This is a genomic window from Nocardia sp. NPDC003269, from assembly GCF_042888005.1.
Lineage (GTDB): Bacteria > Actinomycetota > Actinomycetes > Mycobacteriales > Mycobacteriaceae > Nocardia.
In genome coordinates this window covers 615743-640036 of record NZ_JBIAPA010000002.1, presented here as the reverse complement: position 1 = coordinate 640036, position 24294 = coordinate 615743, and the positions used below count along the sequence as shown (strand labels likewise).

At 69.0% G+C, this 24294-nt stretch carries 27 protein-coding genes; 11 read left to right on the top strand and 16 right to left on the bottom strand.

The window, feature by feature from the left end; translation table 11 throughout:
• Window positions 1-55: 55 nt before the first annotated feature.
• Window positions 56-742, top strand: a complete 687-nt coding sequence (locus tag ACFYWJ_RS13445; protein WP_355282253.1) for a DUF899 family protein — start codon at window positions 56-58, stop codon at window positions 740-742.
• On the opposite strand, the gene ACFYWJ_RS13440 is transcribed toward ACFYWJ_RS13445, so the two are convergent.
• A complete protein-coding gene (locus ACFYWJ_RS13440) occupies window positions 721-1254 on the bottom strand; it encodes a hypothetical protein (RefSeq protein ID WP_355282256.1) in 534 nt (177 codons plus the stop codon). The genes ACFYWJ_RS13445 and ACFYWJ_RS13440 overlap by 22 nt on opposite strands.
• A gap of 179 nt (window positions 1255-1433) precedes the next feature.
• On the opposite strand from ACFYWJ_RS13440, the gene ACFYWJ_RS13435 reads away from it, so the two are divergent.
• Both ACFYWJ_RS13435 and ACFYWJ_RS13430 read left to right on the top strand, forming a co-directional pair.
• Complete coding sequence (locus ACFYWJ_RS13435) at window positions 1434-2426, top strand: LLM class F420-dependent oxidoreductase (RefSeq protein WP_355282259.1); 993 nt, start codon at window positions 1434-1436, stop codon at window positions 2424-2426.
• Window positions 2427-2645: 219 nt separating this feature from the next.
• Window positions 2646-4091 (top strand): cellulase family glycosylhydrolase, encoded by a 1446-nt coding sequence (locus tag ACFYWJ_RS13430; protein WP_387163339.1) that lies wholly within the window; start codon window positions 2646-2648, stop codon window positions 4089-4091.
• Window positions 4092-4363: 272 nt separating this feature from the next.
• Here the strand turns inward: ACFYWJ_RS13430 and ACFYWJ_RS13425 are convergent, their stop codons facing one another.
• A complete protein-coding gene (locus ACFYWJ_RS13425; protein ID WP_355282264.1) occupies window positions 4364-5770 on the bottom strand; it encodes a DUF2252 domain-containing protein in 1407 nt (468 codons plus the stop codon).
• A 181-nt stretch (window positions 5771-5951) separates the two neighbouring features.
• On the opposite strand from ACFYWJ_RS13425, the gene ACFYWJ_RS13420 reads away from it, so the two are divergent.
• Window positions 5952-6404 (top strand): RDD family protein, encoded by a 453-nt coding sequence (locus ACFYWJ_RS13420; protein WP_355282267.1) that lies wholly within the window; start codon window positions 5952-5954, stop codon window positions 6402-6404.
• 10 nt (window positions 6405-6414) lie between these two features.
• Here ACFYWJ_RS13420 and ACFYWJ_RS13415 read toward each other — a convergent pair whose 3' ends face one another.
• From ACFYWJ_RS13415 to ACFYWJ_RS13395, 5 genes are all read right to left on the bottom strand, one after another.
• The gene (locus ACFYWJ_RS13415; protein WP_355282270.1) at window positions 6415-7197 is read right to left on the bottom strand and encodes an NUMOD3 domain-containing DNA-binding protein; all 783 of its coding nucleotides are present in this window, start codon (window positions 7195-7197) and stop codon (window positions 6415-6417) included.
• 32 nt (window positions 7198-7229) lie between these two features.
• Complete coding sequence (nrdE, locus tag ACFYWJ_RS13410) at window positions 7230-9359, bottom strand: class 1b ribonucleoside-diphosphate reductase subunit alpha (protein WP_355282371.1); 2130 nt, start codon at window positions 9357-9359, stop codon at window positions 7230-7232.
• A gap of 11 nt (window positions 9360-9370) precedes the next feature.
• Window positions 9371-9841, bottom strand: a complete 471-nt coding sequence (nrdI, locus tag ACFYWJ_RS13405; protein ID WP_355282273.1) for a class Ib ribonucleoside-diphosphate reductase assembly flavoprotein NrdI — start codon at window positions 9839-9841, stop codon at window positions 9371-9373.
• 23 nt (window positions 9842-9864) lie between these two features.
• Window positions 9865-10098: a redoxin NrdH gene (locus ACFYWJ_RS13400; RefSeq protein ID WP_355282275.1), complete on the bottom strand. Its 234-nt coding sequence runs from the start codon at window positions 10096-10098 to the stop codon at window positions 9865-9867.
• A 392-nt stretch (window positions 10099-10490) separates the two neighbouring features.
• Entirely contained in the window at window positions 10491-11060 is a 570-nt protein-coding gene (locus tag ACFYWJ_RS13395) for an NAD(P)H-dependent oxidoreductase (protein WP_355282278.1), read from the bottom strand.
• Window positions 11061-11147: 87 nt separating this feature from the next.
• Here ACFYWJ_RS13395 and ACFYWJ_RS13390 point away from each other — a divergent pair, with 87 nt between their 5' ends.
• Both ACFYWJ_RS13390 and nadE read left to right on the top strand, forming a co-directional pair.
• Complete coding sequence (locus ACFYWJ_RS13390; protein ID WP_387163294.1) at window positions 11148-11804, top strand: TetR/AcrR family transcriptional regulator; 657 nt, start codon at window positions 11148-11150, stop codon at window positions 11802-11804.
• A gap of 6 nt (window positions 11805-11810) precedes the next feature.
• Window positions 11811-12635, top strand: coding sequence for an ammonia-dependent NAD(+) synthetase (nadE, locus tag ACFYWJ_RS13385; RefSeq protein ID WP_355282283.1), 825 nt, complete (start codon window positions 11811-11813; stop codon window positions 12633-12635).
• A 4-nt stretch (window positions 12636-12639) separates the two neighbouring features.
• On the opposite strand, the gene ACFYWJ_RS13380 is transcribed toward nadE, so the two are convergent.
• The 3 genes from ACFYWJ_RS13380 to moaA are packed head-to-tail and all read right to left on the bottom strand — an operon-like array spanning window position 12640 to window position 14306.
• A complete protein-coding gene (locus ACFYWJ_RS13380; protein WP_355282285.1) occupies window positions 12640-13008 on the bottom strand; it encodes a DUF1801 domain-containing protein in 369 nt (122 codons plus the stop codon).
• Between the two features lie 4 nt (window positions 13009-13012).
• Window positions 13013-13255, bottom strand: coding sequence for a MoaD/ThiS family protein (locus ACFYWJ_RS13375; RefSeq protein ID WP_355282288.1), 243 nt, complete (start codon window positions 13253-13255; stop codon window positions 13013-13015).
• Entirely contained in the window at window positions 13248-14306 is a 1059-nt protein-coding gene (moaA, locus tag ACFYWJ_RS13370; RefSeq protein WP_355282290.1) for a GTP 3',8-cyclase MoaA, read from the bottom strand. Before moaA ends, ACFYWJ_RS13375 begins: the two co-directional genes overlap by 8 nt.
• Before the next feature lie 142 nt (window positions 14307-14448).
• On the opposite strand from moaA, the gene glp reads away from it, so the two are divergent.
• Genes glp through ACFYWJ_RS13355 form a run of 3 tightly spaced genes read left to right on the top strand, consistent with a single transcriptional unit; the run spans window position 14449 to window position 17076 of the window.
• Window positions 14449-15654, top strand: coding sequence for a gephyrin-like molybdotransferase Glp (glp, locus tag ACFYWJ_RS13365; RefSeq protein WP_355282292.1), 1206 nt, complete (start codon window positions 14449-14451; stop codon window positions 15652-15654).
• The gene (moaCB, locus tag ACFYWJ_RS13360; protein ID WP_355282295.1) at window positions 15651-16652 is read left to right on the top strand and encodes a bifunctional molybdenum cofactor biosynthesis protein MoaC/MoaB; all 1002 of its coding nucleotides are present in this window, start codon (window positions 15651-15653) and stop codon (window positions 16650-16652) included. Before glp ends, moaCB begins: the two co-directional genes overlap by 4 nt.
• Window positions 16645-17076: a molybdenum cofactor biosynthesis protein MoaE gene (locus tag ACFYWJ_RS13355; protein WP_355282298.1), complete on the top strand. Its 432-nt coding sequence runs from the start codon at window positions 16645-16647 to the stop codon at window positions 17074-17076. The genes moaCB and ACFYWJ_RS13355 overlap by 8 nt, the downstream gene beginning before the upstream one ends.
• A gap of 3 nt (window positions 17077-17079) precedes the next feature.
• Here the strand turns inward: ACFYWJ_RS13355 and ACFYWJ_RS13350 are convergent, their stop codons facing one another.
• The 3 genes from ACFYWJ_RS13350 to ACFYWJ_RS13340 all read right to left on the bottom strand — a co-directional run bounded on the left by ACFYWJ_RS13350 (window position 17080) and on the right by ACFYWJ_RS13340 (window position 20621).
• Window positions 17080-18099: a CobW family GTP-binding protein gene (locus ACFYWJ_RS13350; RefSeq protein WP_387163301.1), complete on the bottom strand. Its 1020-nt coding sequence runs from the start codon at window positions 18097-18099 to the stop codon at window positions 17080-17082.
• 80 nt (window positions 18100-18179) lie between these two features.
• Window positions 18180-19907 carry an N-acetylmuramoyl-L-alanine amidase gene (locus ACFYWJ_RS13345; protein ID WP_387163304.1) on the bottom strand — a complete coding sequence of 576 codons (1728 nt, stop codon included), beginning with the start codon at window positions 19905-19907 and terminating at the stop codon, window positions 18180-18182.
• Window positions 19908-20084: 177 nt separating this feature from the next.
• Window positions 20085-20621: a sigma-70 family RNA polymerase sigma factor gene (locus ACFYWJ_RS13340; protein WP_355282301.1), complete on the bottom strand. Its 537-nt coding sequence runs from the start codon at window positions 20619-20621 to the stop codon at window positions 20085-20087.
• Between the two features lie 215 nt (window positions 20622-20836).
• Here ACFYWJ_RS13340 and ACFYWJ_RS13335 point away from each other — a divergent pair, with 215 nt between their 5' ends.
• Window positions 20837-21163 carry a hypothetical protein gene (locus tag ACFYWJ_RS13335; protein ID WP_355282304.1) on the top strand — a complete coding sequence of 109 codons (327 nt, stop codon included), beginning with the start codon at window positions 20837-20839 and terminating at the stop codon, window positions 21161-21163.
• 75 nt (window positions 21164-21238) lie between these two features.
• Here ACFYWJ_RS13335 and ACFYWJ_RS13330 read toward each other — a convergent pair whose 3' ends face one another.
• Window positions 21239-22222, bottom strand: a complete 984-nt coding sequence (locus tag ACFYWJ_RS13330; protein ID WP_355282307.1) for a YafY family protein — start codon at window positions 22220-22222, stop codon at window positions 21239-21241.
• Window positions 22223-22326: 104 nt separating this feature from the next.
• Here ACFYWJ_RS13330 and ACFYWJ_RS13325 point away from each other — a divergent pair, with 104 nt between their 5' ends.
• Window positions 22327-22725 carry a VOC family protein gene (locus ACFYWJ_RS13325; RefSeq protein ID WP_355282310.1) on the top strand — a complete coding sequence of 133 codons (399 nt, stop codon included), beginning with the start codon at window positions 22327-22329 and terminating at the stop codon, window positions 22723-22725.
• 46 nt (window positions 22726-22771) lie between these two features.
• On the opposite strand, the gene ACFYWJ_RS13320 is transcribed toward ACFYWJ_RS13325, so the two are convergent.
• Both ACFYWJ_RS13320 and ACFYWJ_RS13315 read right to left on the bottom strand, forming a co-directional pair.
• A complete protein-coding gene (locus tag ACFYWJ_RS13320) occupies window positions 22772-23152 on the bottom strand; it encodes a hypothetical protein (protein ID WP_355282312.1) in 381 nt (126 codons plus the stop codon).
• Window positions 23153-23459: 307 nt separating this feature from the next.
• Entirely contained in the window at window positions 23460-24290 is an 831-nt protein-coding gene (locus ACFYWJ_RS13315; protein WP_355282315.1) for a helix-turn-helix transcriptional regulator, read from the bottom strand.
• Window positions 24291-24294: the final 4 nt, after the last annotated feature.

The window sequence follows — 24294 nt, the reverse complement described above, 5'->3', positions numbered from 1 at the left end:
GTACGGTGTGAACATATCAAATGTGCACGCCGTACACATTCAGAGGAGTTGCCTCATGACCGCTTTGCCGACCATCGTCGATCGCGACACCTGGCAGGCCGAACTCGACGAGCTCCGGATCAGGGAGAAGGCCGCGACGCGTGAACTCGACGCCGTCGCCGCGCAACGGCGCAGGCTGCCCGCCGTCGAACTGCCCCCGTACACGCTGAAAGCCGAAGACGGGAGCGATGTTTCGCTCGCCGAGGTCTTCGACGGCAAGTCCCAGCTGATCACCTACCACCACATGTGGACCGACGGGAACACCTGGCAGTGCCCTGGCTGCACCGGCCTCACCGCGCAGTACGCCCGGCTGGATTTCCTCGCCGCCTACGACGCGCGCTTCGTCATCGTGACCCAGGGCCCGATCGAGGAGGCCCTCGCCTACAAGCGCCGCGTCGGCAACGCGATGACCTGGTACTCCACCCACGACAGCCCGTTCGGCGCCGACATGGGCGCGGGTCCGGGCGCCGGTTTCGCGGTGAACACCTTCCTGCGTGACGGCGATACCGTCTACCGCAGCTGGCACACCGACGGCCGCGGCACCGAACAGCTCGCCTACACCTTCGGCCTGATCGACGCGCTCCCCTACGGCAGGCAGGAGGAATGGCAGGACAGCCCCGATGGCTGGCCGCAGTCGCCGACCTACAGCCGCTGGCCGAGTTCCAAGGACATCGCCGCCGCCTACGGCGACCCGAACGCCTGACCGGCCGCGTCGAGATCGGCGCCGATCATCCGCTCGACCGCGGGCCAGTCGGGCGTGTGGTGCAGCCAGTCCGGCGCGGGGTCGGACTGTGCGCCGAACAGGTACAGCCGCGGCACGAGCCCGCGCAGCGCGCGGTGCACGTCGACGCGGTCGTCGATCATGTGGGTGATGCCCAATTCCGCACAGTGCGGCGCCTTGTCGGCGCGGGTGCGGCAGAACCGCAGGTGCTCGCGCGGGATGCCGGTGCGGGCGGCGAAGTCGTGGTGATCGAGCCACTGTCTGGTGCGTTCCTCGATCCGCGGGCCGCACTTGGAGATCACCCAGGCCCGGCCGCCGAAGCGGGTGACCAGGCGGGCCAGCACCGCGAAGGCGTGCGGGGTGGGTGGGGTGCTCATCGCCTCGGCGAAGCCGCCGGACAGGAAGACCGTGTCCGCGGCGCCCGGCGCGAGTGCCGCCCCCTGGATGACCCGGCCGAAGTCCACGCCGAGGCGTGGTTGTCGCATATCGTTCATACGGGTTCCAGCATGCCCGCCGGCGACGGTCACGCCAAGCGAATAACCGCCGGTCCAGGATTCAGCGCGCCGAGCGTTCAATAGTTGCCTCGGTGCGCGGCAGTGGGAAAAGTGGGCAGGGCAGCCGCGGTGCTAGGCGCCGCGACCTTCGGCTCGATCAACACACTGAGGAGAATCACGTGCGGTTCGGCATCTTCGTCCCCCAGGGCTGGCGGCTCGACCTGGTCGGTATCGAACCGGCGGACCAGTGGGCGGTGATGCGTGAGCTCGCCCAGCGGTTCGATACCGGCACCGAGTGGGAATCGATCTGGGTCTACGACCACTTCCACACCGTGCCGGTGCCGACCAACGAGGCCACCCACGAGGCGTGGACGCTGATGTCGGCGTTCGCGGCCAGCACCACCCGCGTGCGGCTCGGCCAGATGTGTACTGCCATGAGCTACCGCAACCCCGCCTACCTGGCCAAGGTGGCCGCCACCGTCGACCTGATCTCCGGCGGCCGGGTGGAGATGGGCATCGGCGGCGGCTGGTACGAACACGAGTGGCGCGCTTACGGTTACGGCTTCCCGTCGGCCGGTGAGCGGCTCGGGCGCCTCGACGAGGGCGTGCAGATCTTCCGGCAGGCCTGGCGGACCGGGCGGGCCACCCTCGACGGCAGGTACTACCAGGTCGACGACGCGATCGTGCACCCGAAGCCGTTGCAGGAGAACGGCATTCCGATCTGGATCGCGGGCGGCGGCGAGAAGAAGACGCTGCGGATCGCCGCCAAGTACGCCGACTACACCAACTTCAGCGGCGATCCGGCCGAGTTCACCCGCAAGTCGGAGATCCTGCGGCAGCACTGCGCCGAGGTCGGCACCGATTTCGGCGCGATCACCCGCAGCTCCAACTTCAACGCCATCGTCGGCAGCACCGAATCCGAAGTCCAGGAACGCCTGTCCGCCGTCATCGACCGCTACACCCCGTTCCTCGGCGCCGACGAGGCCAAGGCCCGCGTGCACGAGCAGTTCGACACGAGCGCCGCCGTCGGCACCCCCGAACAGATCGTCGAACGCCTCACCGCCGTCAAGGATCTCGGCCTCGACTACGCCATCGTCAACTTCCCCGAAGCCGCCTACGACACCTCCGGCATCGAACTCTTCGAACGCGAGGTACTCCCCGCCCTGCGCTGATACACCCCGCTCGCACCGGCCGTCGCGGCCGCCTCCGCTGTGTCCTTGACCACATCGGTAGTCGGCCGCTATGGTCTCACGCCAGGTACTTGGACATGCGTTCAAATGGACGCATGTCCACCAGTGGATCGAGGGACACTGATGGCGAGAGCAGGGATTCGACGGTGGCGGTCGCCGCGGTGGGGGCGATGGGCGGCGGTGTCCGCACTGGTGGTGGGGATGGTCGCGAGCGGCGGGGTGGCGCCGGTGGGGGCGGCGCCGGCGTTGACGCCGTTGCGGGCGCAGGGGGCGGCGCTGGTCGACGGGTTCGGGCGGACCGTGCTGCTGCACGGGGTGAACACCGTGGACAAGGACGCGCCGTACCTGCAGGCGGGTGACGGGTTCGCGCTGAGCGACGACGCGGCCGCGTTGCTCGCCCGGCACGGGTTCAACACGGTGCGGCTCGGGGTGTCCTTCGACGGCTTGATGCCGACCGAGGGCGTGGTCGACACGGCCTACCTCGATCGGGTCGAGACGGTGGTGGACACACTTGCCGCGCACGGGATCTACACCCTGCTCGACAACCACCAGGACGGGCTCTCGGAGATCTGGGGCGGCAACGGCTTTCCCGAGTGGGCGATCCGGGCCAGGCCGGGCGAGGGCGAGCCCAATCCCGGATTCCCGCTGTACTACCTGATGCCGAGCATGAACGCCGGCTGGGACGAGGTCTGGAACAACACCTACGGCGTCCTGGATCATCTCGGGACCGCCCTCGGCGCGCTCGCCGAGCGGCTGAACGGGCGCGCGAGCGTGCTCGGCATCGAGCTGCTCAACGAACCCTGGCCCGGCACACCGTTTCTCACCTGCTTCCCGGACGGCTGCCCGGACTTCGACGCCAAGTACCAGCGCGCCCTGCAACGGCTGACCGACGCGGTGCGGGCCCGCAACGGCGCGGTGCCGGTGTTCTGGGAGCCGAATGTCACCTGGAACGAGACGATGCCGAGTCATCTCGGCAAGAATCCGCCGATCACCAGCCCGAACATCGTGTTCGCCCCGCACGACTACTGCATCCCCAGCCAGCTCGCCATCTACCTCGGACTCCCCGAGGAACTGCGCGCGGTGTGCTCGGTGCAGCAGGACAAGACCTGGTCGAACATCGATTCCTTCACCGCCCGCACCGACATCCCGACCATGGTCACCGAATTCGGCGACGGCGATCCGACCGTGCTGCGCAACACCACCACCCGCGCCGACGAGCGCTTCGTCGGCTGGCACTACTGGCATTACCGCGGCACCGACGGCGACCCCTTCCGCGGCGACCTCGGCCGCGAACTGGTCCGCACCTATCCCCAGGCCACGGCGGGCACCCCGGAGGCGATGGTCTTCGATTCGGCCACCGGCGATTTCGCCTATCGCTACCGTCCGGGAACCGCGTCGGCGCCGACCGAGATCTACGTGTCCGACCTGGCCCTGCCCGACAGCTACGAGGTGCGGGTGAGCGGCGGCCAGGTGACCTCGGCGGCCGGGGCGCGCGTGGTCACCGTGGTGGCCGACGGCACCGCACCGGTCACCGTCCACATCCACCGGCCCGGATCGTCGGGCGCCGAACTGCCCGACGGCAACAGCGGCAGCGGCAGCGGCTCGGCAGCGGGCCTGCCACGCATTCTCACAGGCTCGGCGGGCTAGTCGTGCCGCCCGGGCCCGCTGCCACTTCCCCGGTAGCGGGCCGGGCGGCACCCACTCTCCGAGGCACCGCACCGGCAGCGAGTCATCCGATCATTCGAAGGACATCAACCGCGTCATCCATGCGATAGCGGGAAGCCAGGATCTTGAGTGCATCCTCTACGGTCACCACAGGATTCCGATATCTCCGCAGCATGTTCTACAGCGCATGCGTGGCGATCTCCGGCGAGGCCGGTATCCGCGCGCGGAACCGATGCAAGCGCCGGCACAGGCGATCAGGCCCAGCCGGCCTCGTGGGCGGGGACGGTGCCGTCGGCGATTGCCGCGACCAGCTGGGCGTGGTCGCGCGCGTTCTGGTCGGCGTAGGCGCGGGCGAAGTCGACCAGGGCGGTGTCGGTGCGTTCGCTGCGGCCCAGGTAGTCGGCGATGCGGGCGGCGTCGCCGGAGCGGGCGTGGGCGCGGGCCAGGACCCGGGCGCACGCGGTGGCGAACTGTTCGAGTTGCGGTGCGACGAGGGCGCCGTCGGCGGTGACCTTCATGTCCCGGAACTGGCGGACGTAGAAGTCCATGCCGTCCACGCGGGTCCAGCCGAGGAATTTGTCGGTGGTGGACTGCAGCATCCGCTGGCCGTGGGCGACCCGCGAACCGTGGTTGTCGTAGCGACTCGGCGCCAGGAAGTCCTCGTACACCGAGCGGCCGGCCTGCTTGACCTGGATGAAGAACGGGTCGCCGGTGCGGCGTTCCTCGAGCAGCGCCAGGTAGACCCGCATGCCGACGCTGCCGACCCCGACCACCTGCCGCGCGACATCGATCACCCGGAACCGCGTCAGCAGCGACCAGATGTGGTCGGGCACCGACTCGGCGTAGTCGTGCACGACCGCACCGACGAGCCTGCGCTGGTCGGCGCCGACGGCCACCCGGAACGGCGGGAGTTCGGTGATCCGCCGTCGCCCGTCCCGGATCTCGGTGAACTTGCCGAACGCGCCCCGGCTGGTGCGTTTCACCGTTCCGCGCCGGATCTCCTTGCGCACCAACTCCTGTGCGCGCGGGCCGAAGTAGCCGAGAAAGTCCTCGGCGTCGACCCGCTCGTACCAGATATCGAGTTCCGGGGTGCGCGCGTACTCGGCCATGGCGGCCCGGTAGGCGACCGAGGCCGCCGCCACCGCCGCGTCCGACCGAGCGGTGGGCACCCCGTTGTCGCGGCCGAGCACGACGAGGGAGGCCACCAGGCGCAGCAGGTCCCACTCGAACGGACCGGGCAGCGTCTCGTCGAAATCCCGCAGGTCGAACACGAGATTGCGCTCGGGACTCGCCCACATGCCGAAGTTCAGCACGTGCGCGTCCCCGCACAGCTGCACCCCGATCCCGGTATTCGGCCGCGACGCCAGGTCCGCGGCCATGATCGCGGCGGCCCCGCGATAGAACGTCCACGGCGAGGCCGCCATGCGCGCCATCCGGATCGGCACGAGATCCGGTGCCCGCAGCGCGTTCTGCGCCAGCACAGTCGCCAGCGCGTCGTGCCCACGCCGCTCCGGATCCCATGCGCCGAGGTCCGACCGCGGCACGATCTTGCGCGAATCCCGGCCGCGCCCACCACGTTCCGGCCGTTCGATCCGCTCGCGTGGTGCCAACGCGAGGTCGAGCCCGTCCCCCACCGTCTTCCCGTGCTCCGCTCCGGACATGCGGCCTCCTCGACCTCGGTTCGACGAACTGCGCTTCGGCACAACAGAGCTCCGGTTCCTACCGTATCCGGCGGATTCCGGTACCGGCGCCGCCTCGCCGCGGCGCGGCGACCTGGGCCTTCCGTGGACGGCAAGGTCGGCACCCGGTGCTTGTTAAGCGACATCGACCACGCTGGGCCCCATGAGCACGACGACAGCGACCCGGCGCGCCGAGCGGACCGGTGGCTACGAGCGCGACGCCGACGGTCGCTTGACCTTCGTCCGGCCCGAGAGCTTCGAGCCACAGCGGCCGAAGAACGAATTCCCGCTCACGGGACGCACTTACGCCGGCGACGAGACCGGGGTGATCCCCGCGTTCCTCATCGACATGGCATTGCACGCCGCCATCGGTGTCACCGCCTGGTACGTCGCGACCGGCGCGACCGCCGTGCTGTACGGCATCGCCGCCTGGCTCGGCGCTTCTTTCCTGCACCGCACGGTGGTCCAGCGGTACACCCGCACGACGATCGGCAAGTGCTCGTTCGGCCTGCGGCTACGCCACGCCGACGGCAGCGACCCGACGCTGTGGCAGCTGATCGGCCAGTGGTTCCGCGGCGGCTGGTGCTGCTTCGACATCTTCGGCAGCATCGGCTGAGGAACGCGTTTCAGCTCTCGGCCCCAGGTTTGGGATCGTTCGGTTTCGCCAGGTCCTCTACGCAGTAAGTGCAAGATGGTTTGAACACGCCCTTGTTCGTGTGATGGCGTGTGTGCGCGTTGCGCTTACTTGACGGCATCGGTCGACCCTTCCGAACAGCAGACATCTTCGCCCGAGTCTCGGCGCTGGCCTTCCGCCCGAAGTTCGGATTTCCAGCGCCCGTTCTCATCTCCGAAAGACGTCTACGCGATTCCTCCGACATCACCCGGCCGAATCCAGGGTGTTCCGGACCGAATTTCCCATAGTTGGGATTGGCTTCGCCGGAGTTCATACCCTTACGTTCAGCCGACCATTTCGCCCGTTGCGCGGCCGAGTGCGTGTGCCCGAAAAATGGTGCCGCCTCGCCGAACCGTCGCAAGCCCGGACGGCCAGTCGCCCTGATCCGCGCCGCCTCCCGCATTTCCGTAGTCCAGATCACACCCGTTGGCCCCAGTCCCCCGGCGGCCAGGTTGAGCAGCGGCTGACCCTCTCTCCGCAGATACGCGATCCACTCGATCTCCGCGCGGCCCAAACGATCCAGCCCGTAGACCCAATCGAGGACGTCGGCGATTACATCGTCGCGATTCTGCTTGCGCAGCCAGTCGTAAAAGGGAGTCTTCCGACCAGCGCGAGCGACTCGAAAATGCTCGCGAAGTCGTACATTCTCCGACTTTGTAGTCAGCCCGATATACCGATAATCAAACTCAGTACGGAGACGCACTCCGTAGATGACACCATAACGCGGCTTACCCATCGGACCCCCGTACCGAGTTTGTTATCGATTGATTACAACATGCAGCTGACGCAACCCTCCACGGACGTGCCCTCGAGGGCCAGCTGGCGCAGACGGATGTAGTAGAGCGTCTTGATGCCTTTGCGCCAGGCGTAGATCTGAGCCTTGTTCAGGTCGCGGGTGGTGACGGTGTCTTTGAAGAACAGTGTCAGTGACAGGCCCTGGTCGACGTGCTGGGTGGCCGCGGCATACGTGTCGATGATCTTCTCGTAGCCGATTTCGTAGGCGTCGTCGTAGAACTCGAGGTTGTCGTTGGTCAGGTAGGGGGCCGGGTAGTAGACGCGGCCGATCTTGCCTTCCTTGCGGATCTCGATCTTCGACGCCACCGGGTGGATCGAGCTGGTGGAGTGGTTGATGTAGGAGATCGACCCGGTCGGCGGGACCGCCTGCAGGTTCTGGTTGTAGATGCCGAACTCCTGCACCGAGGCCTTCAGCTCACGCCAGTCGTCCTGGGTGGGGATGCGCACGCCCGCGTCGGCGAAGAGCTGAGCGACCTTGTCGGTCTTGGGTTCCCACGCCTGGTCGGTGTACTTGTCGAAGTACTCGCCGCTGGCGTACTTCGACTCAGCGAAGCCGCCGAACGCGCTGCCGCGCTCCTTCGCGATCAGGTTCGAGGCCCGGATCGCGTGGTAGACCACGGTGTAGAAGTAGATGTTGGTGAAGTCGACGCCCTCTTCGGAGCCGTAGTGGACCCGCTCGCGTGCCAGGTAGCCGTGCAGGTTCATCTGACCGAGGCCGATGGCGTGGGACTCGTTGTTGCCCTGCTCGATCGAGGGCACCGAGTAGATGTGGGTCTGGTCCGAGACGGCGGTCAGCGCGCGGATCGAGGTCTCGATCGTCTGCCCGAAGTCCGGCGAGTCCATCGCCTTGGCGATGTTGAGCGACCCCAGGTTGCAGGAGATGTCCTTGCCGACCTTCGAGTAGGACAGGTCGTCGTTGAACTCCGAGGGGGTGGAGACCTGCAGGATCTCCGAGCACAGGTTCGAGTGGGTGATCTTGCCCTTGATCGGGTTGGCCCTGTTCACCGTGTCCTCGAACATGATGTACGGGTAGCCCGACTCGAACTGCAGCTCGGCGATGGTCTGGAAGAACTCGCGCGCCTTGATCTTCGACTTGCGGATGCGCTTGTCGTCGACCATCTCGTAGTACTTCTCGGTGACGTCGACATCGGCGAACGGCTTGCCGTAGATGCGCTCGACGTCGTACGGCGAGAACAGGTACATGTCCTCGTTCTTCTTCGCCAGCTCGAAGGTGATGTCGGGGATCACCACGCCCAGCGAGAGCGTCTTGATGCGGATCTTCTCGTCCGCGTTCTCCCGCTTGGTGTCGAGGAAGCGGTAGATGTCGGGGTGGTGCGCGTGCAGGTACACCGCGCCGGCGCCCTGGCGCGCGCCCAGCTGGTTGGCGTAGGAGAACGAGTCCTCCAGCAGCTTCATGATCGGGATGACACCCGAGCTCTGGTTCTCGATCTTCTTGATCGGCGCGCCGTGCTCACGGATGTTGCTCAGCAGCAGGGCGACACCGCCGCCGCGCTTGGACAGCTGCAGGGCGGAGTTGATCGAGCGGCCGATCGACTCCATGTTGTCCTCGATGCGCAGCAGGAAGCAGGACACGGGCTCGCCGCGCTGCTTCTTGCCGGAGTTGAGGAAGGTCGGGGTGGCGGGCTGGAACCGGCCGTCGATGATCTCGTCGACCAGCTTGTCGGCCAGTACCTCGTCACCGGCGGCCAGGGTCAGGGCGACCATGACGACGCGGTCCTCGAACCGCTCCAGGTAGCGCTTACCGTCGAAGGTCTTGAGCGTGTACGAGGTGTAGTACTTGAACGCGCCGAGGAAAGTGGGGAACCGGAACTTCTTGGCGTAGGCCCGCTGGAACAGGCTCTTGATGTACTCGCGGCTGTACTGCTCGAGGACCTCGGCCTCGTAGTAGTTCTCGTCGACCAGGTAGTCGAGCTTCTCGTCCAGGTTGTGGAAGAAGACGGTGTTCTGGTTGACGTGCTGCAGGAAGTACTGGTGCGCGGCCTCGCGATCCTTGTCGAACTGGATCTTGCCGTCGGGGCCGTACAGGTTCAGCATCGCGTTGAGGGCGTGGTAGTCGAGGACCTCGCCCGCCTCGCCGCGCACCGCGGCCTGCTCTAGGCGGGCAGTCTTGCCGGTCGGTGCTGTGGTTGCTGTTGCCAAAACAATCCCAATCCCTCTCGGACGCGCGCGACGTCCTCAGCGGTTCCCATGAGTTCGAAGCGATACAGGTACGGCACCCCGCATTTTCGCGAGATGATGTCGCCCGCAGCGCAATAGGTATCGCCGAAGTTCGTGTTGCCGGCCGCGATCACCCCGCGCAGCAGGGCGCGGTTGTGCGGGTCGTTGAGGAACTTGGCGACCTGCCGCGGTACGAGGTCCTTGTCGGACCGTTGGCCCCCCATGACGTGCCGACCACCCCCGTAGGTGGGGGTGATCAGCACGTAGGGTTCGTCGACGCGCAGCGATTCAGCGGTGTGCAGTGGAAGCCGAGTAGCCGGCAGACCCAGCTTCTCGACGAAACGACGAGTGTTCTCCGAAGCGCTGGAGAAGTAGACCAGCCCGCCCGGAGTCGTCCGTTCGGGCATGACGCCTCCTTCCGGCGAAGGTCCTAAGCGGCCGCGACGGCGAGCGACTTGATGCGGTCGGGGCGGAAGCCCGACCAGTGGTCGTCACCGGCGACGACGACGGGAGCCTGCAGGTAGCCGAGCGCCATGACGTAGTCACGCGCCTCGGCGTTCTCGGAGATGTCGATGATCTCGTAGTCCACCCCGGCCTTGTCGAGCGCCTTGTAGGTGGCATTGCACTGGACGCAAGCGGGCTTGGTGTACACGGTGATGGTCATCTAGGTTCTCCCTCTCCTATGCCTGATCCACAGCCTGTGATCCGTATGCAGTGCACGAACGGTGATGCTGCGCAAACTCCTGGATCTGGCGAAGAAAGCCCTGCTCGTAACCCCTTCCCTTGGGCCCGATCAGTGGTGGCTTCACACCGTCTTCCAGTACTGGAGACACTACACCTAGTGGCCGACAGATTGGAACAACACAAGGTGTTGCGAGTCGCACAGATGTAATTCCCCTGCCGTAAGTCCCAGGACGCGCGATCGACACGCTGGGAAAACAGTGGTCCAGATCACGATTCTGCATCCCGGCGAGTCCTCAGCAAACTTCGCGGGACACGCGAAAGGGGCGTCGCGTCCACACCGGACGCGACGCCCCTTTCGAGCCGACAGGCAGCTTACGCCGAGACCAGTGTCCCGTTCGCAGCGGCAACCAGTTCGTGCACGGTCGCGCCGAGCTGGGTCAGCGCCTCGGCGTCCTGGGCCGGGTGGGTCTGGCCGAAACGCTCGCCGATGGTGCCGAAGCGCGCGTGCGCCGCCTCGACGACGACACCGCCCGCGACACCGATCGCCTTGACCGCGTCACCATGGGCCCACTCGGCGGCCCTGGGGCTGATGGAGGCGCTCACGACCGCGACCGGCTTGCCCTTGATCGCGCCCGCGGCGTACGGGCGGGAGGCCCAGTCGATGGCGTTCTTCAGCACGGCGGGCAGGGTGCCGTTGTATTCGGGGGTGACGAGCAGGACGGCGTCCGCCGCGGCGACGGCGGCGCGCAGCGCCTCGGCCTGCGCGGGGACCGCGCCGGGGACGTCCAGGTCCTCGTTGTAGAACGGGATCTCCGCGAGACCCTCGTAGATCGTGATGTCCGCGCCCTCCGGCGCGGTCTTCACCGCGGCCTCGGCGAGCTGGCGGTTGATCGAGCCCGCGCGCAGGCTTCCGACGAGAGTGAGGATGCGGGTCCCGGCCATGACGACTCCTGGTGTACTCAGTGGGATGATCGAAGTTTCATCAGGCATTAACCGGACCCCAGTCCGATTACTTCCCGCGGAGGACGTGTGAGCGGCGTGAGCTACAGCACACCCAGGTCGGACGAGCCGCCGCTGCTGCCGATCGGGCCGCCGCGGCCCGGCGAGGCCGAGCCGATCGAGCGCGCCGACGCCGCGCGCAACCGCGCGCTGCTGCTCGACGCCGCCCAGCAGCTGGTGCGCGAGCACGGGGTCGCCGGGCTGACCATGGACGCGGTCGCCAAGCGCGCCGGCGTCGGCAAGGGCACCGTCTTCCGGCGGTTCGGGAACCGCACGGGCCTGATGCTGGCCCTGCTCGACCACTCCGAGCAGAAGTTCCAGGCGGCGTTCATGTTCGGGCCCGCGCCGCTGGGCCCCGACGCGAGCCCGGTCGAGCGGCTGATCGCGTTCGGGCGGACCCGGCTGCTCGACATCGAGGTCGAGGGCGACCTGCACCGGGCCGCCGAGGAGAAGGGGCGCTTCGGCGGCGGGCCGTACGGCCTGCACAAGGCGCACGTCGCGCTGCTGTTGCGGGAGGCCGGGGTCACCGGGGAACTGCCGCTGGTCGCCGACACCCTGCTGTCGACGTTGTCCGCGGCGCTGGTCATTCACCAGATCGACATCCTCGGCTACACCCGCGCTCAGATCGGCGACAACTGGGAATGGCTCGTTCGCCGCGTCGTTTCCCCTGCCGCACAAGTAGAGTGAGGCGGCATGGGGACACTGCGTGAACAGATCATCGCCGAGTTGGGTGTGCTGCCGGAGATCGAGCCGAAGCAGGAGGTCCGCCGCCGCGTCGATTTCCTCAAGGACTACCTGAACTCCACCCCGGCGCGCGGCTTCGCCCTCGGCATCAGCGGCGGCCAGGACAGCGCCCTGGCGGGCAGACTGTGCCAGCTCGCCGTCGAGGAGTTGCGCGCCGAGGGCGTCGAGGCGAAGTTCCTCGCCGTGCGCCTGCCCTACGGCGTGCAGGCCGACGAGCACGACGCGCAGATCGCCCTGAACTTCATCGACCCCGATCGGTCGGTCGTGGTGAACATCCGCCCCGGCGCCGACGCGGTGGCCGCCGAGGTCGCCGGTGCGCTCGACCACGAGCGGCTGCGTGACTTCGTGCGCGGCAACATCAAGGCCCGCGAGCGGATGGTCGCCCAGTACGCGCTGGCCGGGCAGGAGAACCTGCTCGTGGTCGGCACCGATCACGCCGCCGAGGCGGTCACCGGGTTCTTCACCAAGTTCGGTGACGGCGGCGTCGACCTGACCCCGCTCACCGGGCTCACCAAGCGCCAGGGCGCCGCGCTGCTCCAGGAACTGGGCGCCCCGTCGAGCATCTGGTCCAAGGTCCCCACCGCCGACCTCGAGGACGACCGGCCCGCCCTGCCGGACGAGGAAGCACTCGGCCTGCGCTACGCCGAACTCGACGACTACCTCGAGGGCAAGGACGTCACCCCGGAGGTCGCGGCCCGGGTCGAGACGATCTTCACCAACACCCGGCACAAGCGCACCGTCCCGGTGACTCCCCTCGACACCTGGTGGAAATAGCAGATCAGGGGTCGCAGATCGGCGCACCGACATTCGGCGCGGTCGCGCGCAGCAGGTCCCGGATGAGGTCGTAGTCCGGTTCCTTGCGGAAGCGCAGGCAGCCCTTGCCCATGTCCTCGCGGGCCAGGCGGTCGGCGAAGGCGGCGCGGATGTCGGAGCGCAGGAGATAGAAGGAGATGTACTGCTTCTGGCTGGCGAACGCGATTTCGCCGACACCGCCGCGTTCGTAGGCGGGCATGCCGTAGGCCATGACCTCGGTGAAGCCGGGAAGCTCGGCCAGGCACAGCGCGCGCAGCCGGGTCAGCGCCGCGCGCCGCTCGTCCGGGAGTTCGGCGAGATAGGTGTCGACGTCGGGCGCCGCGCTCTGGACCATCCGGCTAGCCGCCCGCGAACGGGGGCAGTACGTCGACGCGGTCGCGGAGCATGGCCGACGGGTCGCGGGTGAGTTCGTCGCCGATCAGGAAGGCGCAGACCCCGACGAGCGAGTCGACCTCGGTGCCGTAGGCCGCCGCCAGCGAGGCGCGCAGGTCGGCGACGGTCGCGCCGGTGGGCAGGTCGAGTGATTCGGAGTTCTTGCCGACCGCGTCGGCGATCGCGGCGAAGTAGCGGACCTCAACCACCGATGGCTCCCATCGTGCGTTCCGGGGGGACGAAACCGGCGGCGTCGATACCGTGACCGGCCCATTTCTGCCACATGGCACCGCGCCACAGCTCGGCGACCTCGTCGTCGTCGGCACCGGCGCGCAGCGCGGTCCGCACGTCGAACTCCTGGTCGCTGAACAGGCACGAGCGCAGCATGCCGTCGGCGGTGAGCCGGGTCCGGTCGCAGCTGTCGCAGAACTTGCGGGTGACCGTCGCGATGATGCCGACCGTGGCCGGGCCGCCGTCGACCAGCCACTTCTCGGCCGGCGCGGAGGGATCGACGCGTCCGGCCTCGGTGAGGGTGAACCGTTCGCCGAGGACGTCGAGCAGGTCGGCGGCGGTCACCATGTTGTTGCGGGCCCACTCGTGGTCGGCGTCGAGCGGCATCTCCTCGATGAAGCGCAGCTCGCACTGTTCGGCCAGGCACCACGCGAGCAGGTCCGGCGCACCGGCCAGGTTCTGCCGCATCAGCACCGCGTTCACCTTCACCGGCGCCAGCCCGACATCGCGGGCGGCGCGAATGCCGTTGAGCACCGATTCGAGCCGGTCCCGGCGGGTCAGCCGGGTGAAATCGACCCGGTCGACGGTGTCGAGGGAGACATTGACCCGGCTCAGTCCGGCCTCGGCCAGGGCCCGGGCCCGGTGCTCGAGGCCGACGCCGTTGGTGGTCATGGCCAGCGGGGTGTCGGGCACCGCCGCGTGACAGCCCGCGATGATCTCCTCCAGCTCGCGCCGCATCAGCGGTTCGCCACCGGTGAAGCGCACCTCGCGCACGCCCAGTTCCCGCACGGCGAGGGACACCAGCCGGATGATCTCGTCGGCGCTCAGCAGCTCCTGCCGTGGGATCGGCGGCAGGCCCTCCTCGGGCATGCAGTAGGTGCAGCGCAGCGAGCACTTCTCGGTGATGGAGACGCGCAGATCGCGCGCGACCCGGCCGAAGCGGTCGACGAGGAGCGGCGTCTCGGGCCGGCCGTCCAGGGAAGGCCGCTCCGATCGCACAGCGGGAATCCCCATTTCGACCAGCGTCATCTCTATAGTATGACCCGTCGGCCCCGACGTGAACCGTCCGGAGCGCCGATCTGTCACGAAGTCGACAGCTCACCGCCCGCGCCCGGCCGCGGTGAGCGATCCGGGCCGAACCCGCCGGTCGGACGGCGATTAGGCTGGCAGCATGACTCCCCGGCCCGCCACCGCGTCGGCGCGCAGCGTCGACGAGTACCGCGACACCGTCGCCGCGCTGCTGGCCCACCTCGCCGACCGCCCGGCCGCGCAGGTGGCGGTCCCCGACGCGCTCGGCCGCGTCCTCACCGACGACGTGCTGTCCCCGATCGATCTGCCGGTGTTCCGCAACTCGGCCATGGACGGGTACGCGGTGCGGGCGGCCGATGTGGCGGTCACGCCGGTCACCCTGCCGGTCGCCGGGGTCGTGGCGGCGGGCAAGCCGGGCGCCGAGCCGCTGCCCGTGGGCTCCGCGCTGAAGGTGATGACCGGCGCGCCGATCCCGCCCGGCGCCGACTGTGTCGTCCCGGTCGAGGACGTGCAGGCGGGCGAGGGCCGGATCGTGGTCGAGCGGGGCCGGGCCCGCGGTGAGTTCGTGCGGGAGGCCGGGACCGACGTGCGCGCCGGTGCGCTGGTCGCCAGGGCGGGCACGGTGCTCGCGCCCCGGCACATCGCCGCGCTGGCCGCCGTCGGTCTGGCGACCGTGCCGGTGCTGAGCCGCCTGCGCGCGGTCTGCGTCACCACCGGTGACGAACTCCGGCCCGCCGGGTCCGAGCTGGCGCCGGGACAGATCTACAACTCCAACGGGATCGCGCTGGCCGCGGCCCTGCGGGCCGACAGCGTCGAGGTCGTCGAGGTCGCGCACAGCACCGACGATCCGGCCGAGTTCACCGCGGTGCTGCGCGCCGCCGTCGCCGCCGCCGATCTGGTCTTCACCTCCGGTGGGGTGTCGAAGGGCGATTTCGAGGTCGTCAAGGACGTGCTGGGACCCCTGGGCGGGACGTTCGGTTCGGTCGCGGTGCAGCCCGGCGGACCGCAGGGCTACACCGTCGTCGACGGGGTGCCGGTGCTGAGCTTCCCCGGCAATCCGGTGAGCACCACCGTGTCCTACGCGGTGTTCGCCCGCGACGTGGTGCGGGCGCTGGGCGGGCTGCCCGCGCCCGCCACCGCCGAGGTGACCCTGCTGACGCCGGTGCGTTCGCCCGCGGGCAGGCGCCAGTATCTGCGCGGCCTGCTGACCGACGACGGCGTCGAAGTGGTCTCGGGTCCCGGTTCCCATCTCATCGCGGGCATGGCCTGGGCCGATGTGCTCGTGGATGTGCCCGCCGAGGTCACCTCGCTGCCCGCGGGTGTCCCTGTGCGAATCTTGACGCTATGAGCGAGTTGTCCCACCTCGACCGCGAGGGTCGCGCGCGCATGGTCGATGTCAGCGGCAAGGCCGACACCACCCGGATCGCCGTCGCCGCAGGCGAATTGCAGACCACGGCCGAGGTGGTCCGGCTGGTACGCGCCGAGGGGATGCCCAAGGCGGATGTGCTGTCGACGGCGCGGCTGGCCGGAATCACCGGTGCCAAGAAGACTTCCGAGCTGATCCCGCTGTGTCATCAGCTGGCGTTGTCGTCGGTGAAGGTGGAGTTCGGGTTCACCGAGACGACCATCACGGTCGAGGCCACCGCGAAGACCACCGGGCCGACCGGGGTCGAGATGGAGGCGCTGACCGCGGTCGCCGTCGCGGGGCTCACGCTGCACGACATGGTGAAGGCGGTGGATCCCGCCGCGGTGATGAACGGGGTGCGGCTGGTCACCAAAGAGGGTGGCAAGCACGGGCATTGGGTGCGACCCGAGGCGCGGACCGCGACGGCGTCACCGAGCGCGGCCGACCAACCGGTCGCCGGTGTCGAGGCACGCAGCGCCGTGGTCGTGGTCGCGTCCACCGGCGCGGCGGCGGGCACCAGGCTCGACACCACCGGCCCCGTTCTCGCCGAATGGCTCGGCGCACAGGGATTCTCGGTACGCGGCCCGCTCGTCTATGCCGACGCCGAGATCGCGGCGGGGTTGGCCGATGCCCTCACGGGTGCGCCCACACTGGTGATCACCACCGGTGGCACCGGCGCCTCCCCCACCGATGCCACCCCCGAGGCCACCCGCGCCGTCCTCGATCGCGAATTGCCCGGCGTCGCCGACGCCATCCGGCAGCGCGGCACGGCGAAGTTCCCGCTCGCGGCGCTCAGCCGGGGCGTCGCCGGGCTGGCGGGCCGCACCGTCGTGGTCAACCTGCCGGGATCGCCCGGCGGGGTGAAGGACGGGATCGCGGTCCTGGAACCCCTGTTGGACCATCTGCTCGCGCAAGTAGCCGGAGGCGGCGACCATGAATGACCACGGCGCGGTGCGCCTGACCGCGATCAGCGACCAGGCGCTCGATCCCCTCGCCGTCGAAAGTGCCGTCGACGGACCGGAATTCGGTGCCGTCGTGGTGTTCACCGGCAAAGTCCGCAATCACGACGGCGGTCAGGAAGTGACCGCGCTGGAGTACTCGGCGCATCCGCAGGCCGAACGGTTCCTGACCGACATCTGCGCCGACGTCGCCGCCGCGCACGGACTTCCGGTGGCGGCGATCCATCGCATCGGCTCGCTCACCATCGGCGACCTGGCGATCGTCGTCGCGGTCGCGGCCCCGCATCGGGCCGAGGCCTTCACCGTCTGCGCCGAGCTCGTCGACCGGATCAAGCACGAGGTGCCGATCTGGAAGCGGCAGCTGTTCGCCGACGGCCTGTCCGAATGGGTCAACGCCTGCGGCTGAGCGTCACCGCGGGGTGTAGCGCCAGACGCCGAGCATCGCCTGCTCGTCCATGAGGTCTTCGCCCTCGAAGACGGTGCCGCGCAAGCGTTCCAGCGCCGCGGCCTCGTCCAGGCCGCTGCCGATCAGCACCAGGTTCGACACGCGTTCCTCGCCGCGCCCCCAGGAGCCGGGGGTGAACACCACGTGCCTGCCGACCAGGTGCATCTCGAACTTGCGCCGCTCCCCCGCGACCGCGAAGGCCACGCAGCCCTTGGCGCGGAACAGGCCGGGCGGCGGATCCTCCAGGAAGGCGATCAGGGCGCGCGGGTCCAGGTCCCGCTTGCTGGTGAACGACACCGACGCGTACTCGTCGTGCAGGTGCCGGTGCGCCGGGTCGTCGTGATCGTGGTCGTGCTCGTCGAGCAGCGAGTCGAAACTCAGCTGCTGGGCCACCTTCGGTTCCGCGAGCACCCGCTCGTCGAAGAGCAGACCGGGATCGACCCGGCCGTGCGTCGTCGCGTAGACCGGCACCTGCCCCACCCAGTCCGACACCTGCGCGCGCAGTGCGGCCAGCGCCTCGGGTGCGACCCGGTCGGCCTTATTCACCAGTACGAGATCGGCCAGGCGCAGGTGCGTGACCAGTTCCGGATGCTGGGCACTGGTCGCGCCGAACAACTCGGCGTCGACCACCTCGACCAGCCCGCCGTACCCGATCCGGGGATTCGGGTTGGCCACCACCATGCGGATCAGGTTGCGCGGCTCGGCCAGGCCGCTGGCCTCCACCACGATCACGTCGACGGCGCTGCGCGGCTGCGCCAGGGTCGCGAACAGGTCGTCGAGCTCGGAGACGTCCACCGCGCAGCACACGCACCCGTTGCCCAGCGACACCATCGCGTCGACCTGGCCGGCCACCAGCATCGCGTCGATGTTCACGGCGCCGAAGTCGTTGACCACCACCCCGATCCGGGTGCCCCGGTTGTTGCGCAACAGCGAGTTGAGCAGGGTCGTCTTCCCCGACCCGAGAAACCCCGCAACGATCACCACAGGAATCACCGTGTCGATTGTGCCCGAACGGCCGCGGCCGCCGATCCCTGGGCGGGGTCGGCGGCCGCGGGCGCGTGCGGTTACTTCGTCGGGCCGAAGACCAGGCCGACGAGCGTGTAGGCGAGGTTGATCAGCTGACTGGTGATGGCGGTGTTGTCCATGCCCAGCGCCCTGGCCAGCGGCATCAGCAGGTTCATCACGGTGAGGATCGGGCCGCCGAGCGAACTCAGGTCGGGGGCCGACTCGTCCGGGGTGGACTGCTGCTGGTTCTTCGGCGTGGTGCCGCGCTCGCGCGGGGTGGGCGCGGGCGCCGCCGGAGCGCCGGGGGCAGCGGTGCGGACCTCGGCGGCACCGGGGATCGTCAGGTGCCCGCCCGAGCCGGTCGGCGGCTTCGCGGGCTGCTGCGCGGGAGCCTGGTCGGGAGCACCGCCGGGGACGGTCAGGTGACCGCTGGAACCGGCGGGGAGCCGGGGTTCGGCGGAGACCGGATCGCCCAGTGCCGCGCGGGCCGGGATGGCCGCGGGCTGGGCGGGGGCCGGGGTCGGTTCGGTGGTCGGCGGCTGAGCGCCATCGGGCGGCGGCGCCGACGCGTCGGCGGGCGGAGTGGCCGGGGTCGGCGGCGTACTCGTCGGGGCCGGAGTCTCGGCGAGCGCACCGGCCGGGGCGGGTGCGGCGGGAGTCGGGTCGGCCGACTGCGCCGGATTCGGGTTCGCCGCCGGGGCGGGGTCGACCGGATTCGGTGCCGGATCCGCGGGATTCGGGTTCGCCGCTGGCGCGGGAGCCGGATCCGCGGGATTCGGGTCCGCCGGCGCGGGGGCCGGATCGGCCGGATTCGGGTTCGCCGCCGGAGCCGGGGCGGGGTCGGCCGGGGTCGGATCGGCGGGGTTCGGGTCCGCCGCCTGGCCGGGTTGCGGGGCCGGGGTGGTCGGCGCGGCCGGGTCCGGAGCGGGGGTCGCGGCGGGGATACGGCCATCTGCGGGCTTCGAGTCCGGGACGGAGGCGGGCACCGTCCCCGAGACCGGCTTGTTGAGCAGGAAACCCACCACACCCGTCGCGATCGCGACGGCGTGCTTCAGCTGACCCTCGCGCGATTCGAGCAGCGCGGCGTCCTCGGCATTGGCGCCGTTGCCCATCTCCACGAAGACCAGCGGCACCTGGGTCAGCGCGGGCCCGGCCACATCGGCCCTGGTCTGCAGCCCATTGCTGACACCGGCATAGGTGGCCGACGGGAAACCGGAGGCGAGATAGGCGTCGCGGACGGACGCCGACACGGCGCGGCCCGCACCGGCCTGCGCCTGGTCGGCGAGCGTGTCGGGGATCGGCAGCTGCGGCACGATCAGATGGAAGCCGCGCTGCTCGGCGGGGGCGCTGTCGGCGTGGATGCTCACCGCGACCGAGGCGCCGGACTGATTGGCGGCGCGGGCGCGATCGTCGACGCAGCCGCCCCAGCCGGTGTCGTCGGCGCGGCTGAGCACCACCTCGGCGCCGAGCGCCTGCAGCGAGGCCTTCACCAGCTGGGCGACCTCCCAGTTGATGGTGTGCTCGGGAATGCCGTTGAGCGAGGTCATGCCGGTGGTCTGGCAGTCCTTGGTGCCACCGCGCCCGTTGTCGACCTGGCGGCTCAGATCCTCCGCGTGCGCCGTTCCCTGATGACCCGGGTCGAGGAAGATCGTCTTGCCCGCGAGCTGATCGCTGGCGGCGGGTTCCGGCGCGGCGTGCGCCGTCGCGGGCACCAGCCCCGTCAGCGACAGGACGACCGCGGCGGAGACGGTGGAGCAGAGACCGGCCTTGATGATGTTTGGTTGCATGTTCGGTCGGTGCTCCGGAACGGAGCACCCCTCCCTTCCCATTGGTAACACCAAACCCAGTGGTTCACTCTTGCAACGTGAGCAACTACAGAGCAAGCACCGTTACCGAAATGTGACGGGAGAAAAGGGCAGGTTAGCGCTGGTCAAACGCCCAGATCATGGGCCTCGTCGACCGAATCAGGCAACGTCGGGCAATTGCCGCAGCGAGCGCAGCGCGTAGTGCACGCGGGTCTTCACCGTCCCCACCGGCACCCCGAAGTCCGCGGCCACCTCCCGGTAACCGCGATCGTGCAGGATCACCTCGACGACCGCGGCCCGCTGCGGCTCGGGCAGCCGGGCCAGCAACTGATCGACCAGCAGGCCGTCGACGAGCCCGTCGGCGAAATCCGGTCGGCCGACGCAGGCGACCTCGGTGATGTCGTCCCAGCCGACGTCACCGGGCCGGGCGGCCCGCGCCCGCACGATATCGACGACGACATTACGTTCGATCGCCAGCAACCAGGTCCGCACGCTGCCTTTGCGCACATCGAAGTCGCGACAGGACCGCCAGCCGCGCAGCAGCGTCTCCTGCACGGCGTGCTCGGCCAGGCCGGGATCGCCCAGACTGCGCATCGCCCGCCAGTGCAGCAGGCCACGGTCGGCGGCCAGCACCTCGGCCAGCCCGTCGGGGGTACACAGGCGCGCGCAGTGCGCACCGCAGGAGTTGTCCTTCATATGGGGTTATCGCCGCGCACCGCCCCGATGACAACGAGCGACGTTAAGCCGCTCTTCAGAATCCTGCTGGCCCCGGACGCGACACTCGTTTCGCGAGCCCGGCCAGGGCCTGCTCCAGGAGGGGGGAGCAGGGCCGCCGGGCTCGCTCTTTTCCACCCATTCCCTGGCGCGAGCGGGAATCGGCGACGACAATCGCGGCGAGGGAGCGAGAAAACGTGGACATCCATGCATACCCGACCGACGCGCAAACGCCGGTCGACCGGGCCGAGGCCACCCGCCTAGCGGCCGACCACCTACCACCGCCGCAGCCGGACACCGAGCGGCGCATCGTCGAATTCGCGACCGGCTTCGTCGCCTTCGAGATCAGACCACTGCACGCACCCATCGACCGGCCACTTCCGGTCGGCGGCTCGGTGTACGTCATCGACAAGGCGACCGGCGCGGTGTCGTTCTGGCCGACCTATTCCTGCGCGGCGGTCGCGGACCGATATGAAGCCGGGCAGGTGATCGTCGAGGACGCCTGGCCCGATCAGGAGGACTGATCGAGGACATCGCCATTCCTCAGTCGCTGAACAGCCCTCGCGATCCGCGGCGTTTCCGAGCGTCCCGGCTGCTACCTAGTATCGGCCGTCGGCGGCTGCGGTCAGTCGGTCGGCCAGGGCGCGGACGGCGTCGTTGAGGGTGGCGGGGTGTTCGATGATGAACGGGCGGTTCAGGCCGGCGAGGAGGGCGGGGATCCAGTCGAGTCGTTCGGCGTGGATTCGGATTCGGACCCACGGGTCGGTGTCAGCGGGCCCGGAGTCGATCTCGTGCACGGTCGCGATCGTCGCGGGGAGCAGGGGGCGGACCTGGGTGAGTGTGCCCTGGACTCGGACCGATACCTCGTGCCGGTAGGGCGCGGTGGCCAAGGCGGAAAGCAGATGAGCGGCGGGCTCGAATTCGGCTGGCGGAGCGAATGTTCCGGGCTGGGTGATTACCGCGGTGATGCGGTCCAGCCGGAATTGGCGTAGTTCCTCGCTGTTGCTGTCCATCCCGGTCAGATACCACCGGCCGGAGTGGTCGACGAGCCCGTAGGGGTGCACGGTCCGGCTGCTGGACCGTCCGTTCCGGTCGGTGTACTCGATGGCGACCGGGTGCTGCTCGCGGGTGGCCTCGGCGAGCCGGAGCAGGACGGGGGTCTCGACCGGCACTTCCGGGCGCGCGTCGGCGGTGAATTCGACGGTGTCGATCAGGGCGTCCAGCCGGGCCGTCAGGTGTGAGGGGAGGACACGGCGGAGTTTGGCCGTCGCGCTGTCGGCCGCGCGGGTGGCCGCTGTCGGCCGGTCGGCGCCGCGGCCGGTGAGGAGCCCGAGGAGCACGGCCACCGCCTCGTCGTCGGTCAGCATCAGCGGTGGCATTCGGTAGCCGGGCGCGAGCCGGTATCCCCCGTAGCGGCCCCGCACCGATCGGACCGGGATCTCCAGGTCGGTGAGATGGGTGACGTAGCGCCGCACGGTGCGTTCATCGACGCCGAGCCGTCCGGCGAGTTCGCCGACGGTATGGGTACCGCCGGTCTGCAACAGCTCGAGCAGGGCCAGCACTCGGGCGGTGGGGCGCGTCATCGGGAAATTCTCGCATCAATACCGGGCGGAAACTGTCCGGTATCGGCTCTACCGTGGCGTGCGGCGGTGGAACCCTCCCCCGCATCCGACAGCAGGAGCACACCATGAAGCTCGTCTCGATCCGTCTGATCACCGACGACATCCAGCGGCTGGTCAGTTTCTATCGCCACGTGACCGGCGTCGAACCGAACTGGGCTACACCGGATTTCGCCGAGATCGTCACACCGGCCGGCACCCTCGCGATCGGCAGCACCCGCACCGTGGCGCTGTTCGCCGCGGGCAGCGCGCACCCAGCCGAAAATCACACGGCGATCATCGAATTCCTGGTCCCCGACATCGATGCCGACTACCGGCGGTTGCGCGACACGGTCGAGGACTTCGTCAACGAGCCGACGACGATGCCGTGGGGAAACCGGTCGCTGCTGTTCCGCGATCCCGACGGCAACCTGATCAACCTCTTCACCCCGGTCACCGCGCAGGCCGCAGCCGAGTTCGCCGACTGATATCCGCTCATCGGCATTGCGAGATGCCAAGTGCGACTTGGGCGCGTCATTCGCTGACGGAGATCGCGGCGTCGAGTTCCTGGAGAGCTTTGTCGTACTGATCGCGGTCGAACAGGAATGGGCCGAGTGCGGTGTAGTCACGAGTGGTGCGGTGGGGCTGTTCGAAGCAATCCCACACGACGAGGTCGCCGGTCAGGGTTATGCGCGTCAGTAGTGGCCAGCAGCCCATTTCCCCGCAGCTGCAGGCGAGTACGGGGGCTTTCTGCCGCATGACGTAGGAGGACCCGTGGAAATGGTCTATTGCTGGCTCCAACCGGAAGAACACTGGAACGAGGCCGCCATACGCGTCACCCGCAGGCTCCATGCCGGCGCAGATTTCGAAGGTATCGATGAGATCGGTCAGGGGGATGGTGTCGATGCGGGGCATGATCTGGTGGACGTCGGTTCGTCCGGGCGGTCCTGGGCGATAGTCGAACCCGATTTCGCTGATTGTTGTCGAACGCTTGCGTCGCAGGCGCTGGCGATCTCGGGCGGTCGACCCGACACCCGCGTGGCGGCGGGCGTCTGGGGTCTGGGCCCTTTCGGGGATCATCGCCCGAGGCGCACGACGCCCTTCTCAGTGGAAAGAATCATGGCGTCAACGTATCCAGGGCTCGTCCATCCCGCAAGGTGGACGACCGCCGCGCCGCCCAGTGGCCGGGTGAACTCGAACGCGCCGCGCCACCTGATCGAGTTCACCTGTTCAGGTAGGCGTTGATTCGTTCGCGGTCGTCGTCGGTGGCCGGAAGCTGGACGACAAGTAGCAGTTCCGGGTTCTCGACCAGGCGGAATTGGAAGAGTTCCAGGTCGATCGGACCTGCATCGGGGTGGTCGATGCCGATGGTGGTCGGCTGGAAGTCCTGGACCGGGTACTCCGACCACCAGGTACGGAATTCCGCACTGGCCGTGCTCAGTTCGGTTACGACCCGGGTCAGGCGTGGGTCGCCGGGGGTGTTGCCGAGCAGGACGCGGAACTGGCTGAGGATCGCTCGGGCGGCGGGTTCCCAGCGGCGCATCATGGCGCGGTTGCGGTGGTCGGTGTACATCCACCACAGCAGATTCCGGCGGTCGGGGGGCAGGGCGGCCGGGTCGGTGCGGATCCGGCTGAACGCGGTGTTCCATGCGACGAAATCCAGTCGCGCGTCGTGCACCACGGCGGGGGTCGGAGACATTGTGTCGACAAGCCTTTGCAGGCGCGAGATTTCGTCGCCGGTCTGATACCGCACGACCGGATCGGCGAACCCCGCGAGCCTGCGGAGCTGCCGGTGCTGGGTGGCGTCCAGATGCAGCGCCCGCGCAAGCGCGTCGACCACCTGCGGGCTGGCCGCGATCTTGCGACCTTGCTCGAGCCAGGTGTACCAGCTGAGGCTGACGCCGGCCAGCTCGGCGACTTCTTCCCGCCGCAGGCCCGGGGTCCGCCGCCGCCCGGGAGTCATATCCGCGGGGAGGCCGACGTCGGAAGGCTGTAACCGGGACCGGTGTGCTTTGAGGAACTCGGCGAGTTCGGTGCGGCGATTTTCGCTCATGGCG